Annotated in this window: 19 protein-coding genes; 14 read left to right on the top strand and 5 right to left on the bottom strand. The window is 47.9% G+C overall.

The features are described 5' to 3' along the window. Positions 1 to 102: 102 nt before the first annotated feature. The 3 genes from H6H02_RS10255 to H6H02_RS10245 are packed head-to-tail and all read left to right on the top strand — an operon-like array spanning position 103 to position 3,411. On the top strand, positions 103 to 1,137 hold the full coding sequence (locus H6H02_RS10255; protein ID WP_190817220.1) for a mechanosensitive ion channel family protein: 1,035 nt from the start codon (positions 103 to 105) through the stop codon (positions 1,135 to 1,137). Positions 1,138 to 1,140: 3 nt separating this feature from the next. Beyond that, positions 1,141 to 2,472, top strand: coding sequence for a DUF2254 domain-containing protein (locus H6H02_RS10250; RefSeq protein WP_190817217.1), 1,332 nt, complete (start codon positions 1,141 to 1,143; stop codon positions 2,470 to 2,472). Positions 2,473 to 2,475: 3 nt separating this feature from the next. Further along, complete coding sequence (locus H6H02_RS10245) at positions 2,476 to 3,411, top strand: metallophosphoesterase (RefSeq protein WP_190817215.1); 936 nt, start codon at positions 2,476 to 2,478, stop codon at positions 3,409 to 3,411. 22 nt (positions 3,412 to 3,433) lie between these two features. Here H6H02_RS10245 and H6H02_RS10240 read toward each other — a convergent pair whose 3' ends face one another. Next, entirely contained in the window at positions 3,434 to 4,708 is a 1,275-nt protein-coding gene (locus H6H02_RS10240; RefSeq protein ID WP_190817213.1) for a DUF389 domain-containing protein, read from the bottom strand. Positions 4,709 to 4,831: 123 nt separating this feature from the next. Here H6H02_RS10240 and H6H02_RS10235 point away from each other — a divergent pair, with 123 nt between their 5' ends. Further along, on the top strand, positions 4,832 to 5,638 hold the full coding sequence (locus tag H6H02_RS10235) for an ion transporter (RefSeq protein ID WP_190817211.1): 807 nt from the start codon (positions 4,832 to 4,834) through the stop codon (positions 5,636 to 5,638). A gap of 144 nt (positions 5,639 to 5,782) precedes the next feature. Next, a complete protein-coding gene (locus H6H02_RS10230) occupies positions 5,783 to 6,370 on the top strand; it encodes a hypothetical protein (RefSeq protein WP_190817209.1) in 588 nt (195 codons plus the stop codon). 76 nt (positions 6,371 to 6,446) lie between these two features. On the opposite strand, the gene H6H02_RS10225 is transcribed toward H6H02_RS10230, so the two are convergent. Then, a complete protein-coding gene (locus tag H6H02_RS10225; protein WP_190817207.1) occupies positions 6,447 to 7,016 on the bottom strand; it encodes a DUF3611 family protein in 570 nt (189 codons plus the stop codon). Between the two features lie 305 nt (positions 7,017 to 7,321). Here H6H02_RS10225 and H6H02_RS10220 point away from each other — a divergent pair, with 305 nt between their 5' ends. The 7 genes from H6H02_RS10220 to H6H02_RS10190 all read left to right on the top strand — a co-directional run bounded on the left by H6H02_RS10220 (position 7,322) and on the right by H6H02_RS10190 (position 11,127). After that, a complete protein-coding gene (locus tag H6H02_RS10220; RefSeq protein WP_190817394.1) occupies positions 7,322 to 8,095 on the top strand; it encodes a hypothetical protein in 774 nt (257 codons plus the stop codon). Between the two features lie 44 nt (positions 8,096 to 8,139). Further along, positions 8,140 to 8,472 (top strand): nuclear transport factor 2 family protein, encoded by a 333-nt coding sequence (locus tag H6H02_RS10215; protein ID WP_199329098.1) that lies wholly within the window; start codon positions 8,140 to 8,142, stop codon positions 8,470 to 8,472. Between the two features lie 56 nt (positions 8,473 to 8,528). After that, positions 8,529 to 8,717 (top strand): hypothetical protein, encoded by a 189-nt coding sequence (locus H6H02_RS10210; protein ID WP_199329097.1) that lies wholly within the window; start codon positions 8,529 to 8,531, stop codon positions 8,715 to 8,717. 468 nt (positions 8,718 to 9,185) lie between these two features. Continuing rightward, positions 9,186 to 9,824 carry a hypothetical protein gene (locus tag H6H02_RS10205; protein ID WP_190817205.1) on the top strand — a complete coding sequence of 213 codons (639 nt, stop codon included), beginning with the start codon at positions 9,186 to 9,188 and terminating at the stop codon, positions 9,822 to 9,824. A gap of 7 nt (positions 9,825 to 9,831) precedes the next feature. Further along, entirely contained in the window at positions 9,832 to 10,560 is a 729-nt protein-coding gene (locus tag H6H02_RS10200) for a hypothetical protein (protein ID WP_190817203.1), read from the top strand. A 62-nt stretch (positions 10,561 to 10,622) separates the two neighbouring features. After that, positions 10,623 to 10,898, top strand: a complete 276-nt coding sequence (locus tag H6H02_RS10195; RefSeq protein ID WP_190817200.1) for a BrnT family toxin — start codon at positions 10,623 to 10,625, stop codon at positions 10,896 to 10,898. Next, on the top strand, positions 10,882 to 11,127 hold the full coding sequence (locus tag H6H02_RS10190) for a hypothetical protein (RefSeq protein ID WP_190817198.1): 246 nt from the start codon (positions 10,882 to 10,884) through the stop codon (positions 11,125 to 11,127). Before H6H02_RS10195 ends, H6H02_RS10190 begins: the two co-directional genes overlap by 17 nt. Before the next feature lie 683 nt (positions 11,128 to 11,810). On the opposite strand, the gene ftsH3 is transcribed toward H6H02_RS10190, so the two are convergent. The 3 genes from ftsH3 to H6H02_RS10175 all read right to left on the bottom strand — a co-directional run bounded on the left by ftsH3 (position 11,811) and on the right by H6H02_RS10175 (position 17,037). Beyond that, positions 11,811 to 13,649, bottom strand: coding sequence for an ATP-dependent zinc metalloprotease FtsH3 (ftsH3, locus tag H6H02_RS10185; RefSeq protein ID WP_190817196.1), 1,839 nt, complete (start codon positions 13,647 to 13,649; stop codon positions 11,811 to 11,813). 291 nt (positions 13,650 to 13,940) lie between these two features. Beyond that, positions 13,941 to 14,756 (bottom strand): aminotransferase class IV, encoded by an 816-nt coding sequence (locus H6H02_RS10180; RefSeq protein WP_190817194.1) that lies wholly within the window; start codon positions 14,754 to 14,756, stop codon positions 13,941 to 13,943. 76 nt (positions 14,757 to 14,832) lie between these two features. Continuing rightward, positions 14,833 to 17,037 (bottom strand): ATP-binding protein, encoded by a 2,205-nt coding sequence (locus tag H6H02_RS10175; RefSeq protein WP_199329096.1) that lies wholly within the window; start codon positions 17,035 to 17,037, stop codon positions 14,833 to 14,835. Positions 17,038 to 17,435: 398 nt separating this feature from the next. Between H6H02_RS10175 and H6H02_RS10170 the strand changes: the two genes are divergently transcribed. Beyond that, entirely contained in the window at positions 17,436 to 18,356 is a 921-nt protein-coding gene (locus H6H02_RS10170) for a bestrophin family ion channel (RefSeq protein WP_190817192.1), read from the top strand. Between the two features lie 225 nt (positions 18,357 to 18,581). Then, on the top strand, positions 18,582 to 18,740 hold the full coding sequence (locus H6H02_RS10165) for a hypothetical protein (RefSeq protein WP_190817191.1): 159 nt from the start codon (positions 18,582 to 18,584) through the stop codon (positions 18,738 to 18,740). Positions 18,741 to 18,868: the final 128 nt, after the last annotated feature.

Raw genomic sequence — 18,868 nt, 5'->3', positions numbered from 1 at the left:
ACTCATTATCGGATTTCCATCGTCTAAATACTAACCTTAGGCAGAGCCGAAATAATTAAGTTCCTAGTAATATTAACGAAAGTTTTTAAGCGGCGAAGAGTAATGAATCCCGAAACATCGGTATCAACAGCGTGGGAAAAAATTCAGGCAATGAGCGATAGCCTGATTGTCATGCTGCCAAATATTGTGTTAGCAGTAATCGTCTTTGCGATATTCTTTTTCGCAGCAAGAACGATTAAGGCGACAGTCAGACGGCTTACCAGAAGGCATCGACAAGCTCGGAATCTGGGGCTGGTACTAGGTCGTTTGTCACAGGGAATTGTTATTTTAGTCGGTTTATTTGTATCATTATCCATCGTCATCCCGACATTCAAAGCTGGAGATTTAGTTCAACTGCTAGGTATCAGTGGGGTGGCAATTGGTTTCGCCTTCCGCGATATTCTCCAGAATTTTCTGGCTGGCATCTTAATTCTATTGACTGAACCGTTCCAGATCGATGACCAGATCGTATTCAAAGATTTTGAGGGGACGGTTGAAAACATCCAAACGCGAGCCACGACAATTAGAACCTATGATGGTCGTCGCATCGTGATTCCGAATTCTGAGCTGTTCACAAATTCGGTAACTGTGAACACTGCTTTCGAGAATCGCCGCCTTCAGTACGACGTGGGTATTGGTTACGGCGACGATATTGACCGGGCAAAACAACTGATTCTGGAAGCGATCGCTAGCGTCGATGATGTTTTGGAAGATCCAGCTCCCGATGCCCTTGTGGTAGAGCTGGCTGACAGTACTGTGAAAATCCGCGCCCGTTGGTGGGTACAGCCGCCGCGACGTGCAGATGTTCTCGATAAGCAGGATCAAGTTCTCGCTGCCATTAAGAACAAACTCACTGCTAATGGCATCGATATGCCTTTCCCGACGCAGCAAATCCTGTTCCACGACCAAACCGAAGAAACAGACGGCGATCGCTCACGTCAGCGTGAAGGATGGCCTGCGGGTAATAAAGAAGTGCCAAAACCCCGTAGCATCGGCGGTTCACTCCGGAAGCTGGCAGAAATGCGTGCCCAAAAAGATGGCAATGGTAGCCATAGAGACGAGAACCCCAATCGCTCTCAAACTGCCAACGATAATTGATGGATGAAAAACATTAAGCTGGGCAAACTTTGGGACTCGCTCCACTCCAGCTACTGGTTCGTACCAACACTGATGGCAGTGATTGCGATCGCGCTAGCAGTCGGAATGCTAAGCCTCGATCGAGCAGGCAAATCTGGCCCGCTAGAGTCCTTGGGTTGGATCTATACAGGAGGGCCAGATGGAGCGCGAACGCTGCTTTCATCTGTTGCTGGTTCGATGATTACCGTTGCCGGAACCGCCTTCTCGATTACGATTGTTGCCCTCACCCTTGCTTCCTCCCAATTCGGCCCACGACTGATGCGGAACTTCATGCAGGATACGGGCAATCAAGTCGTCCTGGGCACATTTATCGGTACATTCATCTACTGCTTGCTGGTACTGCGAACCGTGCGGGGAGATGATTACGACGTGTTTGTGCCGCAAACTTCCGTCACAATGGGCATGGTGCTAGCGATCGCTAGCATCGGCGTCCTGATTTACTTTATCCATCACGTCTCAACCTCGATGCAGGCATCGCATATCATCAGAGACGTTGGCAGAGAGTTGGATAATGCTATCGATCGCTTATTTCCGCAGAAGATCGGGCAGGGTAAATCAGTACCAAAGCAGCGGTCGGTGGCGGAAATCCCAGCCGAGTTCGACAAGGAAGCGGCTCCCATCTTGGCGAAAGAAAGCGGTTATCTTCAAGCAATTGATGACGAGCTGTTAATGAAGATCGCCACCTCAAAAGACCTCCTCCTGCGTCTGAAATATCGTCCTGGCAAGTTTATTGTGGAAGGAAGCGAACTGGTGATGATTTGGCCTGGAGAACGGGTGAATAAAAAACTCATCCACCACCTGAACCAAGCATTTATTTTTGGCGAGCAACGCACCGAACAACAGGATATAGAATTCCCCATTAATCAGTTAGTTGAAATTGCCGCTCGTGCCATTTCTCCTGGCATCAACGATCCGTTCACGGCGATCCAGTGTATTAACCAGATAACCGCTGCACTTTGCCGTCTGGCGGAGAGAGATTTTCCCTCGCCCTACCGCTACGACAACGACAACAACCTGCGAGCGATCGCGAATCCGGTGACGTTTGCAGAATTAGTTGATGCTGCCTTTAACCAGATTCGACAGTACAGCAAACCGGATATAGCAGTGAGGATTCGATTGCTGGAAGCGATCGCACTCATCGCCAACCACACCCGCAACCAGAAAGATCGGGCGGCGTTGCTGCGTCATGCCCAGATGATCGAGCGCAGCAGCCAACAAGAGGTATCAGAAGAGGTAGACCGAAAGGATATTGAGGAGCGATATTTGGCAGCAGTAAAAGCGCTAGAGGAGTTTTAAACGATGAAGCAGAAAACCCTCAAATACATCCTACTTAGCCTATTGGGAGTGCTGAGTACCTACGGGATTTGGGGTTTAGCCATCGAACCCTATTTAATCGATCGGGAAGAGTATGTTGCACAAATCCCCGATCTCCCCTCTAGCTGGCAAGGGAAAAAAATTGGCTTAATCTCCGATATGCAGGTGGGGATGCCTTTGGGTAATACCTCCACCATCCGCCGGATTGTCAAGCAACTGATAGAAGAGCGTCCCGCCGCCGTGCTAATTGCGGGTGACTTTCTCTATGAACCCGGTAAGAACCCCACTGAAGAAATCAACAAAGTTGCTGAACTGGTACGTCCGCTAACCCAGGCAGACATTCCCACCTATGCCGTGCTGGGCAATCATGACTATCGGATGAAAAACTCCAAAGCAACTTCCAATGATGAGCCGTTAGCCACGCAAATGCGTCAAGCACTAGAAGTTATAGGTGTGCAAGTCCTCAACAATGAAGCCGTGGCGCTGGAATTGCCTGGAACCGGCAATCAGGCAGAAGCGATCGCCAATCAACCTTTATACCTGGTGGGCATAGGGGCACACCTCCCGAAACAAGACAAACCCCTAGTTGCTTTAGCTCAGGTGCCAAAGTCGGCACCCCGGTTAGTGATGATGCACAATCCCAACACCTTTGATGCACTACCTCCCAGTACCGCACCGCTAGCAGTGGCAGGACACACCCACGGCGGGCAGATTAACCTCTTGCCCTTTGGATTGACGCCCGTGTGGTTTTTGCTCACCTATGACGAAGAGGAACTGGTGCATGACGCTGGTTGGATTGAAGACTACGGGCAACCGGGGAATCACTTATATGTAAATCGAGGCATTGGTTTCAGTCGGGTTCCCCTCCGCATTAATGCCCCACCTGAAATCACGATATTCACGCTCCAGCCGCCCTCCTAGCCCTCCTAATTTAACTTTCCGATTAAGGCGCTTCCAGAACGCTGACATCAATTAAAGGGGTGACGTTAAACCTTTTGTCCAGTAATTGCCTTTGGATCGTCTGCGTCATGCGAGAGCGAATCTCTTCCGAAGACTCAGTAACACCCGCCTGACGCTGAACATAAATGGTACCCAACAGCGTGTTCTGACCTTTGATATTCGTGGGGGTGAATCGAACATTTGCCTCCACCAGTTTTGCCAAACCGCTATCATTCACTACCTTCTGGATTTGGGCAACAGCACGCTGTTCGCGGCTACCGCGCTGAAGCTCTGGGGAGGAGGAAAACTGCCAAGTCAGCAAGCCAAAGAGCGCTACGGCGGTGGCTGCAAAGGCAGACGGAAATATCCAGCGCTTGCCACGGTTATAGCGGGCACCTTGAGCAGACAGACCATAGACGCGGAACATCAGGGAGGCGGAGAGATTAATCCCAACCAGTTGCAGCAACAGTACAAAGACGCCGTTTACAGCCATATCCCAGCGACCCATTGCACAAGCCATTCCCACCACTCCAGCAGGCGGTGCCAGCGAAGCCGCAACGAGCATTCCGACGGCTGCCCCAGACACGAGGCTACTTCTTTCCGATTGCACAAGATTCAGAGCGCCTGCCGCACCTGCAACCAGTGGCAGCAGAACTGCTACTGCCGAAACCGTACTGGTTGCGTTCATGGAAGATGTCACTACTTCCTGCCGCAGAATCAAAGTGATTGCCCCAGTTACTAGGATTGTTACCGCCAGGGCTGAAAAATATCGTAAAAGGCTCCGTCCGAGAAGTTCTCCATCACCGCGTGCCGTAGCGATCGCTGTATTCATCGCTGGCCCCGCAAACGGTGCAATCAGCATGGCAGCGACGAGAAGATAGCTAGTATTCGTGAACAAGCCGATCCAGACCACCACACCCGCCGCCGCTGCATATCCCAGAAACCCTTTCCACGAGCCAACGCTTTGCAGCCCTGAGAGGAAAATTTCGATAGGGCTGCGTGCCTGCACATCTGTCACCTGCTGCGCTGCTTTAAAAGGCGGTGGCTGCAAGGCGATGACTCCACGCGGAAGCAGTGTGACGTGCAATTTTGGCACCGATTGCAACTGTTCGAGTAGTTCCTCAACCTTTCCATTCGAGACGTGGACGATTACCACGTCTAAAGATTCATCAGCCCCAGTCGCTTCAAACTGGGAAAGATTCGCTCCGTCACAAGCTTGGGCGATGTCAAGGACAGTTTTCCCACACCCACGGGGAACCTGTACAAGTAGTTGGCGCATTGGAGCTACATAAGTGTCCGTCCCCTGTAACCATCTCGCACTGTAATGGAGTTCGCTCTCTAGCTAGAGGCATATTTCACTGCACTTCTACTAATCTCAGCCGTGCGAATCATTAAAAATCTTATGAGCAATCTGAGTCCATCTGAAAAACGGGAACTCAAAAAAGAACAAGGCGAAGTTCTGCAACAGTTAGAAGACTCGCTAGAAACACCGATGCTATTGCTCGGTTTCGGGTGGCTGGCGTTGTTGGTTGTCGAACTAATTTGGGGCTTAAATCCCCTTCTGGAAATCATCAGCAACGTCATCTGGATCGTCTTTATTCTAGACTTCGCCTTGCGATTAGTTTTGGCTCCTTACAAATTTGTCTATCTCAAGCAAAACTGGCTAACCGCCCTTTCCCTATTGTTGCCAGCATTGCGCGTCTTCCGAATTACCCGCGTACTTCGCTTACTCAGAGCCAGCCGGGGGCTGCGGCTGGTGCGAGTCATTAGTTCTCTGAATCGCGGGATGCGTGCCCTCCGAGCCAGCATGGGTCGTCGTGGTTTTGGCTACATCATCGCGCTGACGCTGGTGGTGATGCTGGTGGGAGCCGCAGGGATGTATGCCTTTGAAAGCAACCTTCCTAATGGTGATGGACTGAATGACTACGGGGAAGCACTTTGGTGGACAGCGATGCTAATGACAACGATAGGTGGCGAATACGTGCCACAGACTCCAGAAGGTCGCGTGTTACACCTAATCCTAGCGCTGTACGCCTTCACCGTATTTGGTTACGTAACGGCAACCCTCGCCACATTCTTTATCGGGCGCGATGCTGAAAACGAAGAAGCCGAGTTAGCGAGTGCCAAGTCTATTGCCGCGTTGCACGAAGAGATAGTTGCATTGCGGACTGAGATTCAGTCGCTTTCCCGTCAGAAACCAGAAGCATGATCGCAAATTAAATTAATTGCTTCGTTTATAGTTTGTTAATAATGAGTAATTTGGAAAAAGTTTGAAGTTTTGAATTAGAGAACTCTGTTCTAACTCGAAACTCAAAACTCTCTTTACCTATGACCCATTTATGAGGAAACAGCGATGCTGAGTAGCGATTGGCGAGGATATCGGATAGCAGCATGGGTTGGACAATTCTTACTAGCGATCGCGATCGCCGTTGAATTGTATCACCGGAACTGGGTGGGTTCATTTACACTCGCCTGCTTCCTCGCGGCTTCGTTTATGTTTGTGACTCTGGAAAATAAACTGCCAACGTTGTTCGATTTTCTATTTGTAGTCGCAGCGTTGATCAATGCCGGTGGCTGGGTTTGGGGTTTATTTTACCCACCGGGACCCTACGATGAAATTGCTCATGCCTTTACAACCTTTTCTGTAACCCTGGCGCTGAGTTTTCTCGTGTATGAGTCAATGCTGACCCCGTTTCGCTACCACCGACTGCTGTATATCTTAACGATCGCTAGCTTCGGAATCGCTATCGGCGCTCTTTGGGAGATATTTGAATGGGTTGTGCAAGTGATCAATGACCTTGATGACACCATTGTGGATCTAATTATGGACACAATTGGAGCGTTAACCGCAGCGCTGGTGAGTGTGTGGGCGCTACAAGAGCGAGTTCATCCAAAATCAACTGTCGAAGATCAACCAGTATCGCCAAAGCGCCGTCGTTAAAAATTTTTAATGCGTTGTGAACGATAAATTCTGAGTCTTTAGCAATAAACCAAGGACTTAGAGTTGTGGAAAATTATTACTGATTATGCACCCACTTGAGCAGCCCTAGAGCAGCAACCAGATTTACAAAATGACCGGCAATCCCATTAAAATTCCCTAACACCACAAAAACATCAAGCGCTCGAATAATCTTGTAGGGGTCGGTGATTGCCACACCTGGAGGTTGGGATACAGATTTTGCTACCAGCACTCCCAGACTTGCTCCACCACCCAACAGACATAACAAAATTCCCACCAAACCTGTAATTAAAGCTAGCCGCAGAACTTGAACAGTATCGGCTTTGGAGGGATGCACAGCCGAATTAGGATTTGCTAAATGCTTAGCGATGCGAGTGTAACGGAAAGATAAAAAGACACCAAATAAAAGAGCTAAAAGTCCGCAAACCGCCCAGAATATACCGACTCCCAGGGCAGGATTTGCTTCGTTGGCAAAGTTACGACCTGAGATAGCAAATAATAAAGCGATGCCAGAAGCAACAGCCAATCCTAAACCTACCCAGAAGGCAATCCAGCCTATAAGACGAAAAATATTGGAGATTTTTTGTTTAGTTGGGGAAGGTGAGTGGGTGTCTGAGTGAGTTTGCATAGCTGTCTCATGTTGCAAAAAGGAGGGAATACCCCACTTCAAAACATTACCTCTACTAGCTCTGGTTCTGCCCCCGCCTAGAGAGAGAACCGATCCCCTGCCTAAAGATGAAAGTTTATCAGTCAATCAACCTGTTTAAAACTTGAAGAATCTTCAGAAAAATCGGCTGAGCGGAGGACGCCTTAGTGCCCAAATCCTATCAATCTGAAGAGCAAGGGCACTGATTTCAGATTCGCTATTGAGGAGTGGCGTGCCTTTTTAGTAAAGATATTCAGTCTAAAAAATATTCTCTATTCTCAACTAAGATGCTGTTGGCAGTTGCAGAGTCTTCGGTATTCAATCCTGACGTACGCTTCCTGTCTGCAATCCTTGCAGTCGCGTTGGCTCTGGTACATCTCTACTCCGGTAAACTGCGCTTTCTGGATGCCACCCCTCGCAGTATCTGGCTTTCTATCGGGAGTGGCGTATCTGTCGCCTACATTTTCGTCCATATCCTCCCGGAACTGAGTCAGGCACAGGAGACGGTTAAGGAGACGTTGGACGGGGGGTTTGCCTTTCTGGAACACCACGTTTACCTGGTGGCACTCATAGGCGTCAGCGTGTTTTATGGACTGGAGCGAGCTGCTACACTGTCGCGCCAGCGCAACCAAAAGGCGGGAAATGGAGATGTTACAGAAGCTGGGGTCTTCTGGCCGCACATCGCTTCATTCGCCGTTTACAATGCTTTGATCGGCTACCTGTTAATCCACCCGGAGGAACCGGGTTTTCAAAGTCTTTTTCTGTTTTTCTTCGCAATGGCTTTGCATTTCATGGTCAACGACAACGGCTTGCGCGAACACCATAAGGATGCCTATCACAAGAAGGGGCGCTGGATACTGGCGGCGGCGATTATCGTGGGATGGGTCATTGGGAGCGGAACCGAAATTCACGAGGCAGCGATCGCTGTCTTGTTTGCCTTCCTCGCCGGAGGAGTCGTCCTGAACGTGCTGAAGGAAGAACTCCCGGAAGATCGCGATAGCCGCTTTTGGGCTTTCGCTCTGGGTGCAGGTATCTATGCCGCGCTGCTGCTGGAACTGTGAAGCGGTGCCGAGCTTTGTTTGCAATCAAAGCGTCTTTGCAGATCGTGCCAATCCTGAACGCAGATTTCGCATTAAGCTTTGCCCGCAGTTGGATCGAGGGGTGGAATCAACATGACATCGATGCTGTCCTGAGCCACTACGCAGATGACTTCGAGTTAGCTTCCCTTTTGATCCCATCGATTGCTGAAGAATCTAACGGCGTTCTACATGGCAAGGCGGATGTGAGAGCTTACTGGAAGAAGGGGTTAGCGCAAATTCCTGACCTTCATTTTGAACTGAAAGAAGTCCTGACGGGTGTAGATAGCATCACGCTCTATTACCGAGGGCATCGGGCATGGTGGCTGAAATGCTATGGTTTAACGGTACTGGAAAGGTAAAGAAAGCTTGGGTTTGTTAGGCCATTAACATAACAAGGAAGGGTGAGTTGTGAGGCATGGGAATCTCCCATCAACTGATTAATCGATCTCAGGAAAATGTAACCTATCTTGAGATTGGCGATCGCACTGAAGGAGATGAGGTCGAATTCCCAAATGACGATCTCAAAGCAACACAATTGCCGAATGGTGAATGGGCTTTAACGCACAAAGCAAAGATGGTCGCGCTTATTAAGGTCACTGCCTAACAACCGCGCTACATCATAACGTTCCGCGATCGCATCCTATCCCTCAACTTAATGCGATCGCCCAATCGAGTCATGGTTGGTTTCACGTTACCGACTGATTCACAAGTAAGGATGTGATAGCTCAACCTACAGCGAAGGGCGATCGATCTTGAAGAGATACAGAAAACTTCAGCCTATTTTCCAGAAACCGCTTAATATACGAAACAATTCTACCTATCCACTTAAGTTGGAATGATATACGGAAAGATTCTAGCTATCCATCAGAAATAGATGGGCAGTAAGTAGTTAAGCTGCTTCAAATCTTGGTTGAGACAGTAACTTTAAAGTAACCTGCTAGCTACTAACATCAGTTTGTTGGATACCATATATAGAGAAATATTCTAAATTTTCTGGCTGAAGCACCAGATATGGTGGCACATTAATTGATACAAAGGCTATACTAAGTAGCTAAAGTTTTCCACACGAAAAATGGCAAAAAATGGTGGTCGTGGACGCATCCGTGTTTTTTTCGCAGAGGTTGAGGGTGATGACGAAACTATTCAGGAAGGTTTGCAGGCAATCAACGTAGCCGCCAACAAAATTTTTCAGTCCTCTCCAAAGATTGTCAAGATATTACCAGCTTCTGCAACTCCTCTTGATGAAGATGAACTTATCGAGGAGCTAGATTCTGAAATTGATTCTGAGGATGAACAGGACAATCAGCTTCTACCTGGTGTGACCGCGAACTCAAAACCTAAAAAGAGTTCTTCAAAGCCTCCCATTATGTCAATCGTGAAGGATTTGAACTTGCGACCAGAAGATAAGCTTTCGTTTAGAGATTTCTATGCTCAGAAACAACCATCTACTCAAGAGCAAGCCATTACTATAGCGGTTTATTACCTGAAACGAGTTCTGGAGCTAGATAAGGTAACGCCAGAGCATGTGTTTACTTGTTTCAAGGATGTTGAACGAAAAACTCCAAAACACATGCCTCAATCTATTCGGGATACTGCAAAACGTAGAGGATGGGTTGATACCTCGGAACGAGGCAGTATCAAAATTACTAATCACGGTGAGAACGTAGTTGAGCATGATTTACCTGCTTCTAATGGCAAAAAGAGTTCGTAGCACATAAATGGAGCTAGAAGATTTTTGTATTCGACTGAATCAGCTTGAGCTTTCAAATGCTCAACGTGCTTTAGCTATTCTGTGGTTTCATGACTGTGAAACCACAGGTGTATATATAAAAGCAAGCACACTCGCACGTACTATTTACACTGCTGGACTTGGAAATCCTAACCCAACGCAACTTGAGGAAGCGATTGTGAAAACAAAACTTGCACTCAAGAGCCAGGCTGGATTTAAGCTTAAGCCAACTGAGCGCGGTACGATTAAGGGTTGGCTTCTGCCAATTCTAGAGGGTGTAGCTGCTGATGTTGATTTAGAGCATGGCTATCTACCAGAAGCGATCTGGAAAAATACAAGGGGCTATATTGAAAAAATTGCTTTTCAAGCAAATGGTTGCTTTCAATATGGATTTTATGATGGTGCATCTGTGCTTCTTCGTCGGTTAGTTGAAACACTTCTAATTGAGTGCTACGAACACAATAAAACTCAAGCTCGTATAGCTGATTCTGACGGCAATTATTTTATGCTGTCAGGAATTATTGCTGATGCTGTTGATAAAAGTGGGCTTTCACTGGGGCGTGAAACAAAATCTGTTCTGCGCGAATTGAAAGCTCTTGGCGATCGAGCAGCTCATAATAGACGATACAACGCTATTCGCGCTGATTTAGAGAAAATTCGCTTAGGAGTACGTTTAGTAGTAGACGAGTTAATTCAATTGGCGGAGTTGAGACGTTAAGTTATTTTCATACCTCTGCGATCTGCTGCGATCGTGCGTGCAAGTTATGAATATTTCTACTCATGGAATTTGAATGGAACCCGGATAAAGCGAAACTAAACCTTGAGAAGCATAGTATTTCCTTTCAGGAAGCTTCAACTGTGTTTAACGACCCACTCTCCCTCACCTTTCCCGATCCCGATCGTTCTGTTGGAGAAAATCGCTACATTATCATTGGTATATCTCGGTTTGGGCAACTTTTAGTTGTTGCACATACTGACCGAGGGGAAAAAGTTCGAGTCATTAGTGCCCGAAAAGCAACCCGACAGGAAAGGAGGTTTTATGAAGAAGGAAGTTGAAAATGAAATGGAGGACGAATTACGCCCTGAGTATAACTTCGCTCAAATGAAGGGAGGAGTTAGGGGGAAATATGTCGAGCGATATCGTCTGGGGACAAATTTAGTGCTGTTAGATCCCGATGTTGCCCAAGTCTTTCCTGATGATGCAGCAGTAAATGAAGCATTACGCCTTCTGATTCAGGTTGCCCAGCGCCAGCAGTCCAACACTGTGGTGCAGCAGACGGAATAAAAGTTATTGGCAGGAGTTCAAGATTATTAGCCACCGCTGAGCTTTGCCGTTAGACCGCTATGTATGCGGCATCAGCTACAGGTCGTGATCGCATAAAGGCCGATCGTTGGAGGTTCTAATTGGAACTGCTAGAGATTGCAGGTAGGATCGATGCTTGGAGAGTAAGGTCTGACTGCTAAATTCACAGTTTGAAATCAAACTTCAAACTTCGAGATCGCATTCTATCCTTCAACTTACTCCTGAGAAGAGAGGAAAGTTTTAGAACTCACAGCTAAAACCCAATCAAATCGTCTGCCAATTTGAAGCATCTGAATTTTTTTGCACTACAGCTACGGATGCTGGGAATTTTTTAGGCTGCAAACAATCAGAGGAGATTTGTTGTGATATCTCGAAGGCTGCAATCATTGTTTAGCGATCGTTCTCCGCTTTTTGAGCATTGCCCTTGTTGTTTCAGTCATGCTATTAGCCTCTAAGGCAAGCTTGTTTCAGCCTTTTGCGATCGCGCAAATCCCGATGCAGCCTAAGCCCTCGAATCCCTGTAGCGCTTTAGGCTCAGGGAGATTTTTCACCCGTACCTGCTCGCTCCTAATGTATTTGTGCAACGCCAAACAAAAATTGGGGGAATTCTAGAAAATATCCTAGAATTCCCCCAATTTTTTAATGCTCAACGAGCAATTAGCGAATTATGCGATCGCTGCCATCTTCACGTCGTTATTCGCCAGAACCTCTTGCAGTTCCTCAGCATCTACCGTTTCTTTTTCAATGAGCATCTGAGCCAATTGATCCAGAATGTGGCGGTTATTCAGCAACACTTCTTTGGCACGATGGTAAGCTTGATCCACCAAATTGTGGACTTCATCATCAATCGTCGCCGCAGTTGCTTCCGAGAAATCCCGCTCGGCGGCAATGTCGCGTCCCAAGAACATATTGCCTTGCTGACGACCTAAAGCAACTTGTCCCAAGCGAGCGCTCATGCCAAATCGCATCACCATTTGACGCGCCACACGAGCCACTTGCTGCAAGTCATTTGAGGCACCTGTTGTCACTTCTTCTTCACCGAAGATGATTTCTTCAGCAAGCCGACCGCCCAAGGCAACTGCCATCTGATTTTGCAGATAAGAGCGGCTGTACAAACCAGAATCCATCCGGTCTTCACTCGGTGTAAACCAAGTCAAACCACCTGCACGACCGCGAGGGATGATGCTGATCTTTTGCACCGGGTCATAATCTGGCATCAATGCACCGACGAGAGCGTGACCCGCTTCGTGATAAGCCACCAAGGTTTTGCGCTTCTCGCTCATCACTCGGTCTTTCTTCTCTGGGCCAGCTAGCACTCGGTCGATGGCATCATTGATTTCATCCATCGAGATTTCGGTGAGGTTGCGACGAGCCGCCAGAATGGCTGCTTCGTTGAGCAAGTTGGAGAGGTCAGCACCCGTGAAACCAGGGGTACGACGAGCGATCTTCTCCAGATCCACATCCTTCGCCAGCGTTTTGCCACGGGCGTGAACGTTGAGAATCTCCAAGCGACCGGCATAATCGGGACGATCCACGACCACCTGACGGTCAAAGCGACCCGGACGCAGCAGTGCTGCATCCAGTACATCTGGGCGGTTCGTAGCAGCGATGATAATAATCCCCGTGTTGCCCTCGAAGCCGTCCATCTCGGTCAGCAACTGGTTGAGGGTTTGTTCCCGCTCATCGTTACCGCCGCCTAAACCTGCACCCCGCTGACGCCCCACGGCATCAATTTCATCGATAAATACGATACAGGGAGCATTTGCCTTGGCTTGTTCAAACAGGTCGCGCACGCGAGATGCACCGACACCGACGAACATTTCTACAAACTCAGAACCAGAGATAGAGAAGAAAGGCACGCCTGCTTCCCCAGCAACTGCACGAGCTAGCAGCGTTTTACCCGTTCCTGGAGGTCCAACTAGCAGCACGCCTTTGGGAATTTTTGCTCCAATCGCGGTGAAGCGGTCGGCGTTCTTGAGGAAGTCAACGACTTCATTCAGCTCTAGCTTGGCTTGGTCAATGCCAGCGACATCCCCAAAAGTTACTTGGGTTTGTGGCTCCATTTGGACTCTGGCTTTGGATTTGCCAAAGTTCATCGCTTGAGAGCCTGGGCCACTCTGAGCGCGTCGTAGCAAAAAGAACAATCCAACCAGAAGCAGAACGGGGAAGAACAGACTGCTCAAGGCGCGGAACCAGAAGCTGTCATCGCTCTGGGGCAAAACTGAAATGTCTACACCCTTGGTGGACAGAATGCTAATCAGGTCTGGGTCATTAGGCAGGTTAACGACAATCTTGCTGCCGTCTTGTGCTGTAACAAGCGCCTTAGTGCGGTCGGCACTAAGACCAACTCTTTCAATCCGACCGTCTTGAACTTCCTGAATTAACTTGCTGTATTTCCAGGTTTCCCGGCTTTGGGGTTGTTTGTCTAAAAATGCTGTTCCTAAGGCGATTACAACTATTGCCAGCAGCGCATACAGCCCTGCATTTCTCCACCGTTTGTTCACCGAGTTTCCTCCTAAGCTCTAGGATATGGGGACGCTTTGAATTTTTATTTGTATTAACTTATGTTAACCCGTCTCAGAATTCCTTGACACGGTTGGTTCATAGAAACCTTCAACAACGTCATCTATCTTCATCGTAACCGTCGCCACAAAAACAACCATCCTAGCCGGAACAATATACTCTTACACCCTAGAAATGGGGCTACACAACTCCCACACCCTAGAAGGGTGGGGCTAGGAGACAGGTTTCGTTTGTGGAGTCGCGACTTCAGTTGTCGAGCTTTTTGCGCTCAGTTAGGATGCCTTATGGGCTTGGTAGCACTGAAACAAGCTCTGCAATTGCTCTATGCTGTCGTGCAACGAGTCAAACGTTAAAGTACCTTCTTGGCAAAGAACGGTATGGATCGGAACGACTTGCACCACGCAATTACTATAAGCAAGAACTGACAATCCTTTCACAAAGTCAGCATCCCAAGGTACTTGCCCAGGGGTTAGATTCTGACTTGCCAGCCAGTTGATCAGTTGCGATCGCGCGATTCCCGGCAAAATTCCGGCATCTAGAGGCGGCGTCCACCACTTGCCATCTCGCCATCCCCAAAGGTTGCCCGTACTGGTTTCTAACCAATTTCCTCTATCATCGACCAAAATTGCTTCTGTCGCTTCCATCTGCTGAGCTTTTCTCAATGCCAGCCAAGCAGGTAGGTAGTTCCCCGTTTTATGTTCGGGAATTGAGCGGCAAAATAACGGCTCTGCCGCTAGCCAACTTTTAACCCCATACTTTTGTCTTTCTGTCAAATCACCGGGAAAAAACCGCCCGCTAATCCACTCTCGCCCATCGGGAAATAGGGTAATTCTGAGAACGGGGAAGTGTGGGATTAACGCTGCTGCTTGTTGTCGTAATTTTTCCCAGTCTGGCTGCTGCCAGCCAAAGGTTTGCACGCTGCAATTGAGGCGATCGCAATGTCCCTTCCAGTTAGTCCGCGGACTCTCCAACGACTGCTCGTAAACCCGCAGCGTTGTAAACACCTTCGCTCCATAAAGCAACCCCGGATCGTCAATCGCTAATTCCAGGGTTCCCGACTCAATCAGGTTGCCGTTATACCAGTACATCTCATCACCTTTGGGTGAATACAATATACTTCAAAATACTACATAAAAGCGACAAACAGAGCGATCGCATCCCCAACTAGGAAACTACATTCAAAGAATTTCTCGCCAAGCTAGCGATGGTTGCAGCGAACGCGGCTGCCTCGACAGGCTTAGTGACGTGCTGCTGGAAGCCTGCCAAAATCGCACGCTCGCAATCCTCGCTTCTGGCATACGCAGTCAGTGCTACCGCTGAAATCTGTCCTCCTTGCTCTGGTGTCATCGCTCTAATTTTGCGGATCAACGTGTAGCCATCCTCATCGGGCATCCCAATGTCGCTCACCAAGACATCTGGTTTTACCTGTTGCAGCGCTAAGAGTGCCTCCTGTACCGATGCCACGGCTGTCACCCTCGCCCCATACTGTTCAAGAGCGATCGCCAGAAAATCTCGGCTATCAGCCTCGTCATCTACAACCAGCACCTGTAACCCTTCCAATACAGTGCTGAAACCTGATGAAGGCTGTGTACTAAGTGGGGCTTCTGGCTCAGGCTTGAGTCCTTTCAACTCAGTCTTCATCATCAGCGGCAGTTTCACCGTAAAGATTGCCCCCTGCCCCTCCCCAGGACTGTCAACACAGACAGTTCCGCCGTGTAGTTCGGTGAGGTGACGAACAATTGCCAAACCCAAACCAAGCCCTGTTTGCGATCGCGTGCTGGTACTATCAGCTTGACGGAAGCGCTCGAAGACATAGGGCAGAAAGTCAGCCTCGATTCCTTTGCCTGTATCGCTCACCTCGATCTGGGCATAGGAGTCACTGCAATCAAGCTTGATTTCAACTCGTCCCTCGGATGGTGTGAACTTGATCGCGTTCGAGAGCAAGTTCCAGAAAATCTGCTGCAAGCGGTTGGGATCGCCTGAAATCAAACCAACTGAGGGAGCGAGTAACGACTCCAATCGAATGCTCTTAGCAGCTGCGGCTAAATGCACCGTCTCCATCGCCGCTTGAACGATTGGGAGCAGATTAACCGGGCACACATTCAAGGAAAGTTTGCCTCGAATCATCCGCGACACATCCAGAAGATCCTCAATCAGCTCCGCCTGTAACTTAGCGTTGCGCTCAATGGTTTCCAGGGCGCGAGCAGTCGTTGCTGGGTTCAACTTCTGAGTGCGAAGCATCCCAGACCATCCGATAATTGGGTTGAGGGGCGATCGCAATTCGTGAGAAAGTACCGCCAAAAACTCGTCTTTCATACGGTTCGCCGCCTCTGCCTCGGCGCGTGCTGCCTGTTCGCTAGCCAACAGTCGGGCACGTTCTTCCTCTGCTCGCTTGCGCTCCAGTTCCGCTGTCGCACGGGTCGCAAAGATTGTCAGCAGCGATTCTGCAAGCTGGATATTCTCCAGCGGTTTTCGCGCCATCACCCCCACTAATCCCAATACTCTGCCTGTGGAGCCTAAAAGCGGAGTGGCGATATAGCTGTCAACGTCCATCTCGGCAAGCAAAAGATTACCAGGAAATTGCGCTTGGAGATCGCGGGGATAGCAGCATAGCTTTCGTTGCCGAATCACCTGTTTGCAAGGGGTATTCAGCAGTGAATACTCAATATTGTCTGCAATCTCATGCTGGGCATAGAGAGCAATCGTGCTGACTTTATCTTCGTCTTTCCCCGCCAGTTCCCCAATCAAAGCGAAATCAACGTCCAATGCCTTGGTGAGGTGTTGCGCCAGGGAATAGAAAAACGCTTCCCCTGTCGCTGCTGAAACTCCCTTAGTCACCTCGATGAGGGCGGCATCCATCTGAGCAATTTTGTGTGCAGCAAGCCGCAACTCTAGCTCATCAACAACCATCGCCGCTAGGTCGGCAAGGGTTGCTCGCTGCTCAACAGTTAATTCATGGCGCGGCTTGCTGTCTACAAGACAAAGGGTGCCAAGATTAAAGCCATCCTTAGCAATTAGGGGGGCACCCGCATAGAAGCGAATCCCCGGTTCGCTGATGGCATAAGGCTTACAAGCGAAGCGGGGGTCATTTCTGGTATCCGCAACAACGAAAACATCCTTAGACAAAATTGCAAAGCTACACATTGTTGCTTCACGATTAATTTCGCGGGTGTCAAAGCCGTAGCAGGATTTAAACCAGGCTCGAAATTGGTCAACCAAAGAAACTAGGGCAATAGGTACGTCAAAAAGCCGAGCCGCCAGAGCCGTAATGCGGTCGAAGCTTTCTTCGGGAGGTGTATCAAGAATGTTGTAGCGACGCAGTGCCTCTAGGCGTTCTATTTCATTAGGCGGCAAGGGAACAGTGGTCAAAGTACCTCCAGAAGAAACTTCTGAAATATGGTTTGGGGCAACTGAGACAGCTTTGCGTGTCTCTCAAAGAGTGCCATATTTATAATTATTCCGATTTTAGGGCAATCTCAAGCAAAACAGATTAAATTACCACAATTAGGGTAATAAGTATTGCATTTATTGATACTTTTGGAAATTCCGAAGCGCGATCGCAATTAAAGCCACCTGACAATGCAATCGCTTACCTGATACTAACCGCAATGGAACATCGTTGATACAATCTACACCTAAAGAGACAAGACTGTTTCAGAAACATTTACTGACTATGCTACAACCTAAAAGAATTCTCAGGGATTAAATCGAGTATTATCTTTTGGATGTAATTCAGCGTCTGAGCCAAAGTTAGAGGTTAAAGTTTAATGGATAAAAAGAAATGGCAGTGGTTTCGAGTTACCTTCCAGTTAAAAGGATCGGTCATTCCGGCAGTCTTGCCCAGAACCCTGATTTGCGGGCTATTTGGCTTAATTATTTCTGTTCTTCACCATTTTAAATTAGCTGTATCTTTGCCAATTTTAGCTAGCTTAATTCCCAATATTGTTTTAGGTTTATTACTGGTTTTTCGGACGAATACAGCTTACGAGCGGTTCTGGGAAGGTCGGAAATGTTGGGGTAGTATCGTGAACACTGTCCGCAACCTGGCTCGTCAAATTTGGGTATCGGTTGACGAAAACGAACCAAAAGATAGAGAGTCAAAAATAGCTGCTCTACGGCTTCTAGTAGCTTTTTCAGTAGCGACTAAATTGCATCTTAGGTCAGAGCCAGTCAACAGTGAGCTAGAAGATTTAATGTCTGAATCTCGCTACTTTAAGCTAAAGACAATGAACAATCCACCACTCGAAGTTGCGTTTTGGATTGGAGATTATTTACAAGAACAACATGGTCGAAATCGCCTGAATGTTTATCAAATGAATTCTCTGCAAAACTTGATTAATATACTGGTAGACAATTTAGGAGCTTGCGAACGAATTCTCAAAACTCCAATTCCAATGGCTTATGTAATCCATCTCAAGCAGTTACTGTTAATCTATTGTCTATCTTTACCGTTTCAAATGGTTGGACAGTTGCATTGGTGGACTGGGCTAACGGTTGCTTTAATTAGCTTTACATTGTTTGGAATTGAAGAAATTGGGATTGAAATTGAGAATCCTTTTGGGCACGATGCCAATGACCTTCCTTTGGATGCGATTTGTGCCACGATGCGGCGCAATATCGAAGATTTAATTTCTCTAGCCCCTAGTGTTAGGGATTGGAAGACCACAAAAATTGATAAAGCAGGATAGGAAAAAAGCCTGCTGGCGATCGCTTAAGACGAATCTAATTTTCCTGGATGTCTGCAAAATATTCCCCTACACGTTTTTGAAGGCGCATAGGGGATCTGTTATGTAGCCTTCCAAAAGGAAATTACAAACAAGCGATCGCTTCAATGTTCCTTAGGATACATGACACTCTTTGGAACGTTGCTATCATATTTAACAAATTAAACGCTGTCCAAAAGGAAATCATCAATGAATGGTGAATGGTTAATAAAATTCAGTGTAGTTTTATACTTTATAACGGCGGCTGCACTCCTGGCAGAACTGATGAATTTTCATCCATTTTCAGCGTCTCCAGTGGTGACTACCGAAGAACAAGTGCAACCGATTGCTGTAGATTACCAACTTTAAAGGGGAATGCTCTAAGCGATTGCGATTACTGAGAAGGATTCCATATAAATTTTTACATAATTGATACGTCTTAATGCCTACTCAGCAATTAGCGAGCGCAATGAGATTCCATCACTCGTCTCAGGAAC

It is taken from the genome of Coleofasciculus sp. FACHB-1120, from assembly GCF_014698845.1.
Classification (GTDB): domain Bacteria; phylum Cyanobacteriota; class Cyanobacteriia; order Cyanobacteriales; family FACHB-T130; genus FACHB-T130.
Note: the sequence above shows the minus strand (reverse complement) of the source record. Positions and strands in the feature narration are given on the sequence as shown.